Genomic DNA, 15,710 nt, shown 5'->3' with positions numbered 1-15,710 from the left:
TATTGTAATGGAAGCACAGACGGGAGAAATTAAGGCTTCTGTTGGTTCTGATTCCATTCTTCAAGAATCGGGATTAGTGCGTACCGCTTCACTTTTGGCAGCATTGGAAACAAAGGCAGTCAAACTATCCGATACGATAGATGTTGGTAATGGCATTTTAGCCATTGGTAAAGATACATTGTGCGACCATAATTGGCATAGGGGTGGATATGGGAAAATCACAGTGGAGCAAGGTTTCGGACTTGCATCCAACATCGCCAACTATAAGATAGTAAAAAAGGCATTTGAGAATGAACAAGCCTTTACGGAAGCACTTGTAAAATATGGCTATCAAGTGAAAGACACAAGTCTTGTTTATAATCCTTTGGGATATGGCATTCTCGCCACTCCATTACAGAACTTGACTATCTTTAATAGCATAGCTAAAAGTAACACTGCCATTAAACGAGCATTGAAAAACTCTGTTTCTGATGGATTAGCCAAGCCTGCCCAATCAGATAAAGTAAAAGTAGCCGGAGCAACGGGAACAATTCAACTTTCAAATGGTGAATATGCCGTAGAATTTTGTGGTTACTTTCCTGCCGATAATCCGAAATACAGTATTATCGTTACCATTAATAAGAAAGGATTACCTGCAAGTGGTGGATTGATGGCTGGTGATGTGTTTAGACAAATAGCCAACATCTTAATGACAGAAAAATCATCCGATGTGGAAGGACTACTTGGATTTTGGGCTACTGGCACCATACTAAAGACAAATTATAAACTTGTCATGTTAATGGACACTCTATACAGATATGTGCACACAACCCAATTCTCATCATCCGCGTTTGAAGATAATACAGAATGGATGAATAAATACCGCAATCAATTATGCAGATATTATAAGGTCAATCAATTAGGGACAGATACAATATCCAATTACGCCAAAGCAGATACAGTAATTGAAGCAAGCCGGAAATTGTGGAAGTTGGATTCAGACGGCTCTACTGCGGGGCTGACTATAAGCAACGGTATAGAACGTACACGACTGATATTCCAACAATATAATGAGTATGTACGATTATTGGAGCTATGTGAAACAGACGGACAAAAAGGATTACTAAAGGATGAATTTAAAGCGTGGATTGATTTGAATACTCTGATGTCAGAAATTTATAGTGACTGCGTTTATTTAAGATATTGGGGCGGCTCTATTACCGGACCAGTTCGTTCAGCAGGAATACTTCAGATTTTAGAATCTCACATTTCAATGTACAAAAAGGATAGAAGTCTGTTAAACGATAATTTTTATCTTTATAAAGACAATGGTGTTTTCATGGAATGTGCCAAAAATCTGTTACTGGATTGCTGTCAGTCTGCACTAAAAGAATATGTTTATGAAGATGAGAAAAGTGAGAGCTACAAAGAACTAACAACAGTTGCCAAACAAAAGGTTTCTACACTTCCAATAGTAATCGGCAAGTGGATTAAAGCACGTGAATCATGGGCTAATGAAACAAACGAACTTGAAGAGAGACATGAAAAAAATACCAGTGAAGTGCTTGTTAGGCTGTCAATCCTAATTAGTTCTTTACGATAAATGGTGAGTAATGTGTTTAGGCAGAATATTGAAATAGAGATACTACCTTTTAGCACATGGCATTGAGAAACGGTTTAGTCCTGCAAAGAATATAGAGTAGTAACAACAAAAGCCAACCTACTCTATTACGAATAAGTTGGCTTTTCAGTTCTGAACAATATCTATTAACAATAAAACTATGTGTTATACAACTGTATTCATGATTACAGAGAATACCAAGTAATCAAAGCATATTTTCAGCAGGTAGATTTTTAAGAAGATATAGCTTTATATACCCACTACTGATTTTACTACCGCTACTATATTATATAATGGAAATACAGTATATGAATACTTTTTAAGTAAAGAGAAAGCTACATTCTACCATTATATACCATATCATTAGATATATAAAAAACTGATAGTCAAAAGCAAAACTATAAGAAAGAATCATTGCATAACAGCGTAATATTGACTAACTTTGTGGTGCAGTTCAATGCTGCAAAGAGATTATTAATTTAATGTTGAATATTTCTTGTTTAACCATCAAGTTAAACCATGAGTTAAACCAGCCTAAAGAAGCGAGACAAAGGTTTTCGATAAACGGAAGTAGCTCAGTTGGTTGCCTTTAATCCGCAGGATTAAAGGACATTAGCCTTCCAAGCTGAGGGTCGCGGGTTTGAGCCCCGTCTTCCGCTCTTAGAGAGGATTGATAATCAAAAGGTTATCAATCCTTTTCTTTTATATGAATTCTTTGGAACCCCCTTTCATTATACTATAAATTATGTAATTGTTGGTCTATTGTTGTTCCCCCAAAAACAATAGATATGATAACAATCAAAGCCGAAGTATTAAAAGGCAAACAAAAGAGTGATGGTACGTATAATGTCAAAATCAGAATGACTTATAAGAGAGAAGTCAAAAGACTGCCTACTTCTATCTATGTAAGGAAGGAAGACCTCACCAAGGCATTCAAAATAAAGAATCCCAAGTTTATTAAGGAAGCAAATAATATTGTTAGGCAATATCAAGAATTATGTGCTTCCCTCCCATTGGAAACAGCTAATTACAGCTTAAATGATATAATAGAGTGCATCAAGGTTAAAAATGAAAGAAAGACTACCATAGATTTCATTCAGTTCTCAAAAGAGTGGTTGAAGACTACTCAATTAAAAGGAAAAGCCAACTACCAGACATCTATTAATGCTTTCATAACTTATCTTGGAAAAGAACACTTGAATACAGACCAAATAACTAAAAAGCTATTAAAAGATTTCATGAACTACCTACAATTAAAAAGAGCCCAAAGAATTGAGGAATTAAAGAAACATGGAAAACGAATACCTTCCAACAGAATGCTCTCTTTATATATTGGATGCCTCAGACATCTATACAATGAAGTCAAAAAAAGATATAATGACTATGATAGAAATATCATCTTAGTGCCCAATTCACCTTTTGATAACTTAGAAATACCTAAGCAAGAGGCTACAAGAAAGAGAGCCATACCAGCAGAAGCCATCAAAAAGATATGGGAATTACCTTATCAATACAACAACACAGGAAAAGAGAAGAAATGCCCATATAATTTAGCCAAAGATTGCTTCATTATATCTTTCTGCCTGATGGGAATGAACTCAATAGACTTATACAGTTGCTCTACACTGGAAGGAAAAGCAATCACCTACTACAGAAGTAAAACCAAAGACAGAAGGTTAGATAAAGCCAAAATGAAAGTTATAGTCTCCCCTATTCTTCAACCACTAATGGAAAAATACCAAGACCAAACAAAAAATAGAATATTTAATTTCTATCATACTTATTCAACTGCTGGCAACTTCAATAAGGCTATAAATATAGGACTCAAAGAGATTGGAAAACTTTTGAAAATAGATGATTTGGAGTACTATGCAGCAAGACACTCATGGGCTACTTTAGCAGTCAACAAGGTAGGTATTGATAAATATGCTGTTCATGCAGCACTTAATCACATTGATGAAGCCATGAAAGTCACAGATATATACATTGAAAGAGACTTCAAGATTGAGAATGAAGCAAACTTGAAGGTTCTTCAATATGTATTTGGAAGTGAAGGTTTGAAATAGGCTTAAAAGAATCTCTGTAGTTTATTGGACTATGGAGATTCTTTTGTATTTTTGACTTCTCATAAATATTGAAATGGAGCATAACAAACTAATTGATTGGATGAATGAGAGTGAAAAGAAACTTTTTGCTATCATAGGGAAATACCTTGATGAAGTTAAAGGAAATAATAAAAAGACCACTGAAATATGTCATATTGGTAAGTTTATAATGTTACTTAATGAATCTGTGTCCATATTTAGACTTTCAGAATCACCAGACTGTTTATTAAATACTAATCAAGGAATTATTGGATTAGAACATCAGATAATAGTAAATAAATCTTTAAGAGAACAAGAAGGCTGTTTTGAAACAATCATTAGAAGTGTAGAACAGAATTTATTAGCAGATTCCAGCATACCTAATTTCTTTGCAAATTGTGATATTCTCCCTACAGCAAATTATTCATTATCAGAAAAAAGTGAAGTAATAAAAACAGTAACAAATGTATTTAAAGAATATATAATATATGATAGAAATATCCCTAATCCTTATGTGGAAAATATAAGACTACAGAAATATAGTTCAAAAGGAATAAGTATTCGTTCTAATAGTTTTGGCCCTCCCCTTTCTCCTTCTATTATTAAACAAGCAATTCTAAAAAAAGAAGAGAAACTCGAACAATATATAAGGAACTGTAATAGCCCAATCTGGTTACTATTAGTAACGGGAAACCTTAAAAACAGCTCCTACTATATTGAAGATACTCAGCTGCTCAGTTTTTTTATTCATAGCAAATTTGATAAGATTTATTTATTGGAAGACTTTAAAGGGAAACTATATAGGCTTAAATGAGTAATTTGTATATTTGCTCACTTTGTTATTATATTATAAACTTAAACTAAGTGAGATATGGCAGATACTACCAAATTATATAATACTTATGGTGACTTATATGACACTCCTCAGATTATATATTCAGATTATGGACAACCAGAAGAAATATCACCAGATACAAGAATTGATAGTCTTGAAGGATTATTATATGGGAATTTCTCAAGGTGTAAAGAGGTTCAATGTAACTTTAATCTATCTTTTTACATTGATAAGATGCCACATGGCATAGTAAACAAACAGATTCCGGGAGTAGGTGCTACTACCCTTGAAATAAATGCAAATAGAAATTCAATTATAGTCCTTCCTACAAAAGCACTGGCTTTCTCCAAATGTAAAAAGCACCCCAATACTTTATATATAGGAAGTGAAATAAAGGATGAAAAGGAAAGGACAACAGACCAAGAGATAATAGAGTATCTCCAGAAGGAAGGATATAAGAAGCTGTTGGTAGTAGCAGATAGTTTAGGTAGGTTACTGAAATTAATAAAAGAGGAGAATTATAAAGACTACTTTCTAATGATTGATGAAATAGATGTCCTTCAATCTGATAGTAACTACAGACCTCAACTGGAAGATGTGATTGATTATTATCTATTGTTCCCTCCCAAGAATAGGTGCATGGTTACAGCTACTATGAAAGAGTTTACCAATCCCCTTTTAAAGAAGGAATGTCTATTTCCTATTTCATGGCAATGGGAAAAGAAAAGAAACATTAAACTACTTCATACCAATAACATTATCCAAGTAGTGATAAATGAGATTAAATCTCACCCAAATGAGAAAATATTCATTGCATATAACTCCATCCTACAGATTCAAAATATCATATCTTCTCTTGAAGAAGAAGTGAAAAAGGAATGTGCAATACTATGCAGTGAGGCATCTATTAAAGAAGCTGGAGAATATTATGCAGCCAAACTAGATAGTAATGATGTATTGCCAAATAGAATTAATTTTGCCACTTGTTGCTACTTTACTGGAATAGACATATCAGACAATTATCATCTAATAACAGTATCAGACTCCAGAAGAGACTATTCTATGTTGACCTTAGATAGAATGACACAAATATATGGAAGATGTAGAGGTGAGTATAAGATACTAAGTGACACTATTGTTTATAATACTAAAGATTATGCATTGGTAGAAGATATGAGAACTTATCCAGATTCTCTTGTAAGAAAAGCTAATAAAGTTTTAAGGCTTATTACTGCTGCTGATGACATTAGCCAAGGAGACTATACACTTGCAAACCTATTCTCTATTGTAAAAGAGGCTATAAAGGATAAAGCTCAAGAGAGGATAAGCAATGATGAACCTATAAATTTAATTAGGAGAAACATATATGGTGAGTATGTGCCTGCCTATCTGAATATAGATTATTTAGTTGAGAGAATGGAGTTATATAGAGGGCTATATTTCCTACCTGAGAAGATGAAAGAAGCTTTAGATAAATGTGCCAACATAGCCCAATACAACTCTATAAATTATGATATAAGCCAGCAACAAATGGCTCTTGAAGATGAAAACAAAGCCATACAAGGAGAACTTGCAGATAGTTACATACAAGAGGCTATTACTGAAATTAATACATTGGATGCAATAGGTAGTTTAAATGATAATACTTTAAAGACATGTATTAGGCAGAGTAAAAGAAATAAGAGAATATTTCTTGAGAGATTTGGTAGGCTATATAAGTATGTTGATTTGGATAGCCTATTAAACCAGCTTTGGGAGATTAGAACTGACAATGATGTAGCCTTTAAAAATCTCAATAATGCTGTAATGTATTGGGCTTTAGCAGAAGAACACCCTTTCAAAAAAGCTATAAGGGAGTCTTTTTCTGTAAACCAAACATTATCTTCCCCTGAAATACAAGCTATATTAGTCCCTATAGTCAAATATCATTTGCACAAGGTACTAATGCCCAGAAAGTATATAAGCCTCTTTAAAAGCATGTATAAGACTGATAGACCAAGGAATCAATATGTTATTAAAGGGGAAAATCCTCTACAATTAAAAGAACATAAGGATAGAATTGCTCCAGAAGAGAATAATTTATTAAGATTTTTTAATTTTTAAATCCTGATTATCAATACAATAAGCTATTAAACAATTTGTATAAGTCAATATTTTTTCATATCTTTATATATTCCTTAAAGGAGAGATTGTTTTCTTCTCATATTTATCTTTAACAAAACTGGATTTACAATTGTCTATATTTTATGCGATACTATAATACAGAAGATTAAGGTAGGTATTATAGTATCGCATAAAATATGGACTCATGAAAATAAGATATGAAAAATTATACTGTAGTACCCAATAGAATTAGTAGTTTGTTTTCTCCAAATGATTTATATACTTTAATAGGCTTATACTTTACAACCAACTCAAACTATTCAACTGACTCAACCTATCTCCAAATAGCAGATATTACAAAACAATCCTTTAGTTATATAAAAGATAACTTTATGCCAAGATTAGAAAAAAGTGGTTTCTGCGATAGAATAGAGTTGTTTATTCAAGAAGGACTTAAAAGAAAAAGATATTTTCTGCCACACCCACAAACTAATTTTAGAATAATTCAGAAGGAAGTATTAGAAAATACAGATTTAACCTCAGAAGAGAAAGGATTCATCATTGCATTATATTGTAATACTGTGAATAATTCTTTCAACCTTACTATGTCATGGAAATTTTGGGAAGAAAAAATTAAAGTAAAAAAAAGCACCTTTTATAAAATAAGAAAATCACTCATAAATAAGGGCTATTTGAAAAAACTTGAAGATGTTCCTGAGAATCCAGAAAGTGAAGATTATCCTCGTGACTATATGTTATGTGTATCTTGGTTAGGACATATAAACTATGAAAATTGGTTAGAAATGGCAGCCATAAGTGAAGATGTTCCTAAAAGTATGTATGTTTACAAAGATAAGCAACAGTATTACTACTGTTTATAAGTAGTAATGTATAACTGTTTTTACTGACTTGAAAAAACTATTCAAAATTATTTTTTTATTTTTTTTTCTTCTGGAGCCATGAGTGTTATGCACTCCAACCAATCACCTACCCCATCACTCAGGGTGGGGATAGTCCCCCCTACAACAATAATAAATTTACAATTATGGAAAGAAACTTGAAGTTCTTAAAGACAATGAGTGTGGCTGAATTTAAAGCACAACACAATGTGGAAAAGATTGAAGTGAAAAGAAATGAACACACTGGCAAGTGTTTCTTTGTTTATGGCTTTGAAACTGGAGCTTGTTCAAGGAAGGTGGAGACTGGAGAGCTGACAATACCAGTCATTTCAGAAGTATGCTCTGCTGAAACTGGAGATATATTCCTTCTGTTACATCAGAAAGGGGAAGGAGGAGCTACTACATTGGCAACTCTATAGGAATTAATAAAAATGCTCCAGAAGGGCAGTTGGATTAATAGTCTGACTGCCTTTGTTATTTTTCTAAATAGTTAATCATTAATAGAATATAGTCATGTTAAAATTAAGAGTATCATCAAAGAAGCAGGCTAAAATAAAACTTGCTCTACAAGGCTGTGCAGGCTCAGGAAAGACCTATTCAGCCTTATTATTAGCCTATGGTCTGACAAATGACTGGACCAAAATTGCCATTATTGATAGTGAAAATGGGAGTGCTGATTTATATGCACACTTGGGAAATTACAATGTATTACCCCTTCAAGACAACTTCACACCTGAAACTTATATTGAAGCTGTAAAAGTGTGTGAGGATGCTAAAATGGAGGTGATAATCATTGATTCTATATCCCAATGTTGGGATAATCTTCTGGAGTATCATGCTAACTTACAAGGCAATTCATTCACTAATTGGCAGAAGATTACACCAAGAATGAATGCCTTCATGCAGAAGATTCTACAATCTCCAAGCCATGTTATTTGTACCATGAGGTGTAAGCAGGATTATGTACTCAATGAAAAGAATGGTAAGATGATTCCAGAGAAAGTGGGGTTAAAAGCAGTCATGAGAGATGGAATAGACTACGAATTTACCATAGTTCTTGATATTAACATGAAGCATCAAGCCATTGCTTCAAAGGATAGAACAAGTCTATTCATGGGTAAACCAGACTTTACTATTACACCCACTACTGGGCAAATAATACTGGATTGGTGCAATAATGGAGTAAACTTGGATATGATAAAACAGAAGATAAATCAGGCTAAAACCATTGAAGAACTTACCTCCATTTATCACCAATACCCTGAATGGTATCAGCAACTTACATCAGATTTCATGCAAAAGAAGATGCAGTTACAAGAAGAGAACAATAAACCTATTATCAACTATAATCCTAATTTTATACATTATGGAAGCAATGCAGTTAATGCCAGTACACAGAACTAATATGTTGATGCAAACATTCAATCAGCCAAAGTTTGAGATTGAAACACCAGTTGAAACTATAGAGGCTGAAATTATCAGCTCCAGAAGGGAAAACAAAAGATTATCTTTTATAGAAGCCAACACCAAAGAAGTCACTATACAGCATCTAAGGGAAGAATGTGTAGTGCCAGTATTCAGCAAGGATAATGAGATAACTATCAGTCACCCTTCATTTATTGAAATGGTTTGGGAAGCTGCCAATCAGATATTCCCCAATGAGAAGATTGAAGAACCAACTATCAGAGTAAGCCATGTCATTAAAGGCAGAACACCCGAAGCTATTCATAAACCAGTAAAGGATTTACTTGAATCAGACAAGACCATTTACTATGAAAGAATGATGTTTTGTTTTGAAATTCCTACTATCCATGAAGATATTGAAGGTAATAGGTTAAATCTTACCATTGGTGGTGTCAGGGCATATAATCATGAGAATCTATATAGCAAGAAAGGTGCAGAAAAGTTCAAGGTATTCATTGGCTTCAAGAACTTAGTCTGCTGTAATATGTGTGTCTCAACTGATGGTTACAAGTCAGAATTAAAGGTGATGAGTACTGCTGATTTATTTAATTCAGTGATGAGGCTATTTCAGGAGTACAACATATCCAAACACCTATACTACATGAGTGCATATAAAGATAGTTATATGACTGAACAGCAGTTTGCACAGTTTTTGGGTAAGAGTAGATTATATCAATATCTCCCAGTTGAACAGAAGAAAAGGCTTCCTCAAATGCTGATAACTGATACACAGATAGGGCTTATAGCCAAGGCATATTACAATGATGATAACTTTGCTCTTCCTGAGAATCAGAGTGCCATATCTATGTGGAATGTATATAATTTGCTCACTGGAGCCAATAAAAGCAGCTATATAGATAACTTCTTGGATAGGTCACTGAATGCCACACAGCTGACAGATGGACTAAATAAGGCTCTGTATGGAGAAAATGAATATTCATGGTTTATACAATAATCTTATATTTCCTATTTCCTTCTGGAGTATTTGCTCTTATTTATCCATTATGTTAGGAAATTCTGTAATGTCGAAAAAACTTGTAATGTACCTTATAGGAATAAAAATAAAAATTCGACACTTCACACTTACTTGGTTATATTTATATAGGAAGTAAGTGAGCAAGGAGTATTTTCTATGGTGGCTGAATGGAGAACTGGAAAACAAGCTCCAGAAGGTAGTTTGGAAGAAAGATTGGATATGAAATGTCTTCCATCCTTTTCTTGTTTTTCCTTCTGGAGTAGCTGGCTGTAGTTGGGTATTAAGGTATTTGAACTGATTATAACATGGAGATAATGATAAAAGGCTTTTTGAATATCACTATTGGATTGATATTCATGTGTATAATGGCTAAAGAGAGATAAAGGTGAGTAGCCTTTGTATTGTGTTTATTATTGTTGTAAGCCTCGGTTCCTGCATGGAATTGGGGCTTTTATTTTGAAAAGATATGAGAATCAGAGATATGTAATAGAATAAATGGTACATTTGCCACTGGTGGATATGAAGGTTATTATTACTTTTCCACTTCAAGAGCCTTAATGATAGATAAGAGAATAAGCTCATGCCTATGGTACTAATATGGTCTGAAAACCTATTAAAAGTAGTCTTCGGATGATTGTTTATATGTGGAAAGTCTTAACTTTGCAACAGAAACAATCAAATGATTGCTAATGAAATAGAAGTTTAACAAGACATATTAGATAAAGAAGTGTTTGCTTCTTACTTGTGAAGTCCTAAAATCACCACTTTGAAGACTAACAATCACAGCAGTAAGGGAGTGAATGCTCATACCATCAGGTGTGGGCTTTCCTTGTTTGTGATTGTAGGTGTTGTGGTGATACCTTGGACTCAGCAGGAAAGTACCACACTTTCTTTTTTGTAGTATGGCTACAAAAAGAGTAACAGATGGGTAAAAAAAATATTCTTTTCCAAGAATATGGGAATATTGAGATAAAAGAAGTGGATGAATTATTTTATTTCAGTATCTTATATCATGATAAATGGAGTTTATGTAACACTATCCAACAATCTGAATATGTTGTTGCAGCTGTATGTAGAGGGTTGTCTAAAATATGCTTGACCAATATTAATCAAAAAGATTATTTAATTATTGATGATGGTGTTAGTAATCCAAAGCAAATAAATGATTTCTTATCTATACAATGTGATAGCAACTGTATGGTTACAGCAAAAATGCTTTACCATGCAATATATGATTCTACTAACCAGCTATTTCCCAAAATGAGACTGATTGATATATACTATAATTACAAATAATCATATGGAATTTCCACTAACATTTGGTCTGCAAAAGGCAGGTTTACCACTTATCCTGATGTCAGGAAAAACAAATAACCTTTGTTTTTTGATTGATACGGGTGCTACTCATAACACCTTATTTGATTTTGTATATGAACATTTCAAGAGTGAGTTTAAACTGCTTGAAGGAGCATATAGAACAATGGGAATAGAGGGACACTACAAAGAAACTCCTATCATTGAAGCTACATTCAATTTTGAAGGGAGAGATTATACTTCCACCTTTTCTGTATTGGATGCTTCTGAGGCTATAAGGCAAGTGCAGGATGAAACTGGAATACAGATTCATGGAGTACTTGGTGTGCAATTCCTTATAGAGAATAAATGGATTATTGACTTTAATAAATATCAAATACATGATTAATAATATGTTGAAATGTAACTTACAACCATTATTGACAGTAGTCACTACTTTAATAATGCTGTTTACTACAGTTGAAATAAAATCACAAGTCACTCCTAAATTTAGAGGAATGACTTTTGATGAAATGGCTAAACCTCTTTTAATGGCAACAGAAGCATATAAAGAAGCTGAAAAAGATTTTGAAGAGTACTATGTTAAAGCTATGACAGAGTTGGAAACAAATAATCCTAATTACAAATTAGCATCTTATTATTATGATAAATGTATAGAACTAAATACTCGTTTTAAAGGAACTTTATTTAACTGGGGAGAATTATTACATCAAAAGGGAATCTGCCTTAATTATATTAAAGATATTGAAGCTAACAAGTTTTTTATTACTGCTGCTGAGTGGCATATTAAACAGAAGGAATATTCTAATGCGATTAAAAATTTAGATTTATATTTGGATAATCAATATGATGGAGTAGTCATGTTTCATAGAGCAAGATGTTGGAATATAATAGGTAATAAACAAATGTCTATGAAAGATTATGAAACTATCATAGATAAGGGATGCTCCAATAAAACCATTTTAGCCATGTCATATAATAATAGAGCTTATGAGTTTGTAAAACTACAGAAATACAGTGAGGCATTGCCACTTGTGAATAAAGCTATTGAATTGGACAATACAGTATCTTTCATTTGGGATACAAGAGGTGAACTATATTATCATTTAGGAGAATATGAAAAATGTATTCAAGATATGGATAAAGCTATTTCTATTACAGAAGGAGAAACTGCTTATAGTAATTCCTATTATTATAGAGGATTGGCAAAACTAAAGCTTCAAAAAAAATCAGAAGCAAGAAAGGACTTAAAGAAAGCTGTTAAATATGGAAATATTGACGCACAAAAATATATTGAATAATATTTGCCTTCAAAAGAAAGAACTGTATATTCATATAAAAGATATTGGCTTTGCATTCCTTCTTGACAACAAAATGAAGCATAACCTTATTAATCCTGATTTCTTGAACTTCTTTAAAGAGGAGTATCCTGCAACAGAAGAAGAATATCAAGCTAACCAAATGGCTGTTGAGAAGCTGATGAGGGAAAGTGAAGATGCTTTTCCTATTCTTCCAGAACCTTTGAAACTTTATCATTTCAAAGGTGTATATAGGGAAGTGGGTTATAAGGTGGTTAAGTGTAGTGATAATAAACTCAGAAGGTGTAAAGCTATAAAGTTCAACTTTGAGTATGAAGGACATCCTTATTCTGAACTATTCTTTGTTGATAAGAGTGTTGAAGAGAACTATGCTATTTTAGGCTCTACCTTCTGGAGCAAATGTGATATTTTAAAATAATAGAAATTGTTATGAGAAAGAAACAAGAAACTTAGCATTACTAAATGCTGCTATTGGTATTGTATAAACCTTACCAATGTTGGTCAATAGTTGTTCTATTGACTTTTATAGAAGTAATTAACAGACTAACAATCAAATAATTGAATAGTATTATCAAAGAGCCTTCCAAGCTGAGGGTCGCGGGTTTGAGCCCCGTCTTCCGCTCTTCTGAAAATCAGATAGTTATCGCAAGATTTCTATCTGATTTTTGTTTTTAGAGAATGCTGAATTTAGTGTGGTTTAACCGAGTGAGTTAAACCAGGAAGTCAACCGAATGACGCAAAGCACAAATTCATGGTTATTTAAATAAGATATTTCTGAGAATATCATCTAACCACGGCTCTTTCATCTTTTCCACAAAAACATCATTCTTTAGTTGAAAAGCCTTTTTGTAAACACTCTGCATTTTCAAATTATAGCGCACCGTATCATAGCGGACTACTGACTGGTAAAATCCGGTATCAACAGCGACAATTTCATTTTCTATTCTCAATGTATCCTCAGCTGTATCGGAAACTCTTCCAGTCTCCATCTGTGCGAATGAAATGCAGCTACCTCCGATTAGAGCCAATAATGTTACCAATATTTTATTCATACGCTACTGTTTTCTACAAAGATACAATATTCAAAGAACAAACATCTCTTTTACAAAAAAAATTCCATTATACCATAAACGCTTATAAGGCAACGCACACATTTGTATATCAAAGTTCAGTTTTAGTTAATAAAATTATGTAAGTTTGTAAACGAATAAAAAGCTCCCCTCCAATGAACAACATCATTCATAAAATCAGGCAGATTTATCCGGTTTCCGAAGAAGCTCTTCAGGCATTGCTGATGAATATGCAGGTAAGACACTACCCTAAAGGAACTTATATAGTACAAGCAGGAGTGACAGACCGTTTGGTTTATTTCATTGAGGAAGGGGTCACCCGTTCCGTATTTCATCACGACGGACAAGATACCACCACTTGGTTCAGCCAGGAAGGTGATGTAACCTTCGGAATGGATTCACTGTACTATCAGCAGCCGTCAGTAGAAAGCATTGAAACTCTTTCGGACTGCAAAATCTACGTCATCCACATAGACAAGTTAAATGCTCTCTACGAAACATATATTGATATAGCCAACTGGGGCAGAATACTGCATCAGAACGTAAACAAAGAGCTCAGTCATATGTTTGTGGAAAGGCTCCAACTGCCTCCCAAAGAGCGGTATGAACAATTTAACCGCCGTTACCCCAGACTGATAAATCGGGTGAAGCTAAAATATGTGGCAGCCTTCCTGGGTATTTCCATCTATACTCTCAGCCGGGTACGCGCAAAAAAATAGAAGATTGCCGTTCTTTTTTGCTTTTAAGCAAAAGAACTTCGCTTCGCATGGTGTATCTTTGAGATCCGAAAACATTAACCAAACAACAGAAAAAAAACAGATGTCGCACATTTCATCTTCTGCCTTTTCAGACACCAAAGCACATTATGACCTTCTCGACGGGCTCCGTGGCGTAGCAGCCTTGATGATTATATGGTATCATATATTCGAAGGCTATGCTTTTGCCGGTGGTAGCATTATCGAAACCTTCAACCACGGCTATTTAGCTGTAGATTTCTTCTTTATACTATCGGGATTCGTTATCGGGTATGCTTATGACGACCGTTGGGGCAGGAACCTCACAATGAAAAACTTCTTTAAACGGCGCCTGATACGTCTCCATCCGATGGTCATTATGGGAGCTGTCCTGGGTGCCATTACTTTCTGTCTTCAAGGATGCGTACAATGGGACGGAACACATATTGCCCTCTCCATGATTATGCTGTCCCTTCTTTGCACTATATTTTTTATTCCCGCAATGCCAGGTGCAGGTTATGAAGTCCGTGGTAATGGCGAAATGTTTCCTTTGAATGGTCCATGCTGGTCCTTGTTTTTTGAATATTTAGGCAACATCCTTTATGCCTTGTTTATCCACCGCTTATCAAACAAAGCCCTTGCCGTACTGACAATATTGCTGGGAGTGGCATTGGCATCATTCGCCATTTTCGACATCTCCGGATACGGAAATATGGGGGTAGGCTGGACACTGGACGGAATAAACTTTGGCGGCGGATTGCTGAGGATGCTTTTTCCTTTCTCCATGGGCATGCTTTTGTCGCGCAACTTCAAGCCTATCAAGGTGAAAGGTGCTTTCTGGATATGTGCCATTGCATTGGTTGCCTTGTTTTCAGTGCCCTACTTGGAAGGTGCAACACCGGTCTGTACAAATGGCATTTATGAAGCGTTCTGTGTAATCATCGCTTTTCCGGTTCTCGTCTGGTTAGGAGCTTCCGGTACCACAACGGATAAAAAATCGACCCAGATATGCAAGTTCCTGGGAGATATATCCTATCCAGTCTATGTGATACATTATCCATTTATGTACTTGTTCTATGCATGGCTCATCAAGAACCAGCTCTTCACGTTGGAGCAGACTTGGCAGGTTGCCTTGTGTGTTTACGCATGGAACATATTATTGGCTTATCTATGCTTAAAATTCTATGATGAACCGGTACGGAAATATCTGGCCAGACGCTTCTTGAGCAAAAAACAATAAACAGTCCGTCACGGAGATTATGCTGATTCGCACAGATACAAATTCCCGATATAAATTCAATCTGCGCAAATC

At 34.4% G+C, this 15,710-nt stretch carries 15 protein-coding genes and 1 tRNA gene; 15 read left to right on the top strand and 1 reads right to left on the bottom strand.

Annotated elements, in window-relative coordinates; translation table 11 throughout:
• The 13 genes from CSD97_RS19100 to CSD97_RS13320 form a co-directional block, all read left to right on the top strand.
• Positions 1–1,582, top strand: a 1,582-nt coding sequence (locus CSD97_RS19100) for a penicillin-binding transpeptidase domain-containing protein (protein WP_244284035.1), incomplete at its 5' end; no start/stop codon positions are given.
• Between the two features lie 583 nt (positions 1,583–2,165).
• Positions 2,166–2,259, top strand: a tRNA-Gly gene (locus CSD97_RS13375).
• Between the two features lie 129 nt (positions 2,260–2,388).
• Positions 2,389–3,666: a phage integrase SAM-like domain-containing protein gene (locus tag CSD97_RS13370; protein WP_098032564.1), complete on the top strand. Its 1,278-nt coding sequence runs from the start codon at positions 2,389–2,391 to the stop codon at positions 3,664–3,666.
• Positions 3,667–3,739: 73 nt separating this feature from the next.
• Positions 3,740–4,498 (top strand): hypothetical protein, encoded by a 759-nt coding sequence (locus CSD97_RS13365; RefSeq protein ID WP_098032563.1) that lies wholly within the window; start codon positions 3,740–3,742, stop codon positions 4,496–4,498.
• A gap of 57 nt (positions 4,499–4,555) precedes the next feature.
• Complete coding sequence (locus tag CSD97_RS13360; RefSeq protein WP_098032562.1) at positions 4,556–6,622, top strand: hypothetical protein; 2,067 nt, start codon at positions 4,556–4,558, stop codon at positions 6,620–6,622.
• 218 nt (positions 6,623–6,840) lie between these two features.
• Positions 6,841–7,503 (top strand): hypothetical protein, encoded by a 663-nt coding sequence (locus tag CSD97_RS13355; protein WP_129643414.1) that lies wholly within the window; start codon positions 6,841–6,843, stop codon positions 7,501–7,503.
• 164 nt (positions 7,504–7,667) lie between these two features.
• On the top strand, positions 7,668–7,940 hold the full coding sequence (locus tag CSD97_RS13350) for a hypothetical protein (protein ID WP_004289510.1): 273 nt from the start codon (positions 7,668–7,670) through the stop codon (positions 7,938–7,940).
• Between the two features lie 94 nt (positions 7,941–8,034).
• Positions 8,035–8,925 carry an AAA family ATPase gene (locus CSD97_RS13345; RefSeq protein WP_098032560.1) on the top strand — a complete coding sequence of 297 codons (891 nt, stop codon included), beginning with the start codon at positions 8,035–8,037 and terminating at the stop codon, positions 8,923–8,925.
• A complete protein-coding gene (locus CSD97_RS13340; RefSeq protein ID WP_098032559.1) occupies positions 8,888–9,940 on the top strand; it encodes a DUF3871 family protein in 1,053 nt (350 codons plus the stop codon). The genes CSD97_RS13345 and CSD97_RS13340 overlap by 38 nt, the downstream gene beginning before the upstream one ends.
• A gap of 945 nt (positions 9,941–10,885) precedes the next feature.
• On the top strand, positions 10,886–11,257 hold the full coding sequence (locus tag CSD97_RS13335; protein ID WP_098032558.1) for a hypothetical protein: 372 nt from the start codon (positions 10,886–10,888) through the stop codon (positions 11,255–11,257).
• Positions 11,258–11,261: 4 nt separating this feature from the next.
• On the top strand, positions 11,262–11,663 hold the full coding sequence (locus CSD97_RS13330) for a hypothetical protein (RefSeq protein ID WP_098032557.1): 402 nt from the start codon (positions 11,262–11,264) through the stop codon (positions 11,661–11,663).
• Complete coding sequence (locus CSD97_RS13325; RefSeq protein ID WP_098032556.1) at positions 11,656–12,576, top strand: tetratricopeptide repeat protein; 921 nt, start codon at positions 11,656–11,658, stop codon at positions 12,574–12,576. The genes CSD97_RS13330 and CSD97_RS13325 overlap by 8 nt, the downstream gene beginning before the upstream one ends.
• Positions 12,542–13,012, top strand: coding sequence for a hypothetical protein (locus tag CSD97_RS13320; RefSeq protein WP_098032555.1), 471 nt, complete (start codon positions 12,542–12,544; stop codon positions 13,010–13,012). Before CSD97_RS13325 ends, CSD97_RS13320 begins: the two co-directional genes overlap by 35 nt.
• Before the next feature lie 337 nt (positions 13,013–13,349).
• On the opposite strand, the gene CSD97_RS13315 is transcribed toward CSD97_RS13320, so the two are convergent.
• A complete protein-coding gene (locus CSD97_RS13315; RefSeq protein ID WP_005823625.1) occupies positions 13,350–13,646 on the bottom strand; it encodes a hypothetical protein in 297 nt (98 codons plus the stop codon).
• 173 nt (positions 13,647–13,819) lie between these two features.
• On the opposite strand from CSD97_RS13315, the gene CSD97_RS13310 reads away from it, so the two are divergent.
• Together CSD97_RS13310 and CSD97_RS13305 are read left to right on the top strand one after the other, a co-directional pair.
• Positions 13,820–14,383 carry a Crp/Fnr family transcriptional regulator gene (locus tag CSD97_RS13310; RefSeq protein ID WP_005823628.1) on the top strand — a complete coding sequence of 188 codons (564 nt, stop codon included), beginning with the start codon at positions 13,820–13,822 and terminating at the stop codon, positions 14,381–14,383.
• A gap of 100 nt (positions 14,384–14,483) precedes the next feature.
• Positions 14,484–15,638 carry an acyltransferase gene (locus CSD97_RS13305; RefSeq protein WP_098032566.1) on the top strand — a complete coding sequence of 385 codons (1,155 nt, stop codon included), beginning with the start codon at positions 14,484–14,486 and terminating at the stop codon, positions 15,636–15,638.
• Positions 15,639–15,710: the final 72 nt, after the last annotated feature.

Origin of the sequence: Bacteroides sp. AR29, from assembly GCF_900217715.1 — a bacterium.
Classification (GTDB): Bacteria; Bacteroidota; Bacteroidia; order Bacteroidales; family Bacteroidaceae; genus Bacteroides; species Bacteroides uniformis.
The sequence above is the reverse complement of the archived record's forward strand: the minus strand, read 5'-3'. Positions and strand labels throughout refer to the sequence as shown.

Bases quoted from the DNA above. Each gene is read 5' to 3' on its own strand.
- CSD97_RS13370 (WP_098032564.1), top strand. From the start codon at position 2,389: ATGATAACAATCAAAGCCGAAGTATTAAAAGGCAAACAAAAGAGTGAT.
- CSD97_RS13365 (WP_098032563.1), top strand. From the start codon at position 3,740: ATGGAGCATAACAAACTAATTGATTGGATGAATGAGAGTGAAAAGAAA.
- CSD97_RS13360 (WP_098032562.1), top strand. From the start codon at position 4,556: ATGGCAGATACTACCAAATTATATAATACTTATGGTGACTTATATGAC.
- CSD97_RS13355 (WP_129643414.1), top strand. From the start codon at position 6,841: ATGAAAAATTATACTGTAGTACCCAATAGAATTAGTAGTTTGTTTTCT.
- CSD97_RS13350 (WP_004289510.1), top strand. From the start codon at position 7,668: ATGGAAAGAAACTTGAAGTTCTTAAAGACAATGAGTGTGGCTGAATTT.
- CSD97_RS13345 (WP_098032560.1), top strand. From the start codon at position 8,035: ATGTTAAAATTAAGAGTATCATCAAAGAAGCAGGCTAAAATAAAACTT.
- CSD97_RS13340 (WP_098032559.1), top strand. From the start codon at position 8,888: ATGGAAGCAATGCAGTTAATGCCAGTACACAGAACTAATATGTTGATG.
- CSD97_RS13335 (WP_098032558.1), top strand. From the start codon at position 10,886: ATGGGTAAAAAAAATATTCTTTTCCAAGAATATGGGAATATTGAGATA.
- CSD97_RS13330 (WP_098032557.1), top strand. From the start codon at position 11,262: ATGGAATTTCCACTAACATTTGGTCTGCAAAAGGCAGGTTTACCACTT.
- CSD97_RS13325 (WP_098032556.1), top strand. From the start codon at position 11,656: ATGATTAATAATATGTTGAAATGTAACTTACAACCATTATTGACAGTA.
- CSD97_RS13320 (WP_098032555.1), top strand. From the start codon at position 12,542: ATGGAAATATTGACGCACAAAAATATATTGAATAATATTTGCCTTCAA.
- CSD97_RS13315 (WP_005823625.1), bottom strand. From the start codon at position 13,646: ATGAATAAAATATTGGTAACATTATTGGCTCTAATCGGAGGTAGCTGC.
- CSD97_RS13310 (WP_005823628.1), top strand. From the start codon at position 13,820: ATGAACAACATCATTCATAAAATCAGGCAGATTTATCCGGTTTCCGAA.
- CSD97_RS13305 (WP_098032566.1), top strand. From the start codon at position 14,484: ATGTCGCACATTTCATCTTCTGCCTTTTCAGACACCAAAGCACATTAT.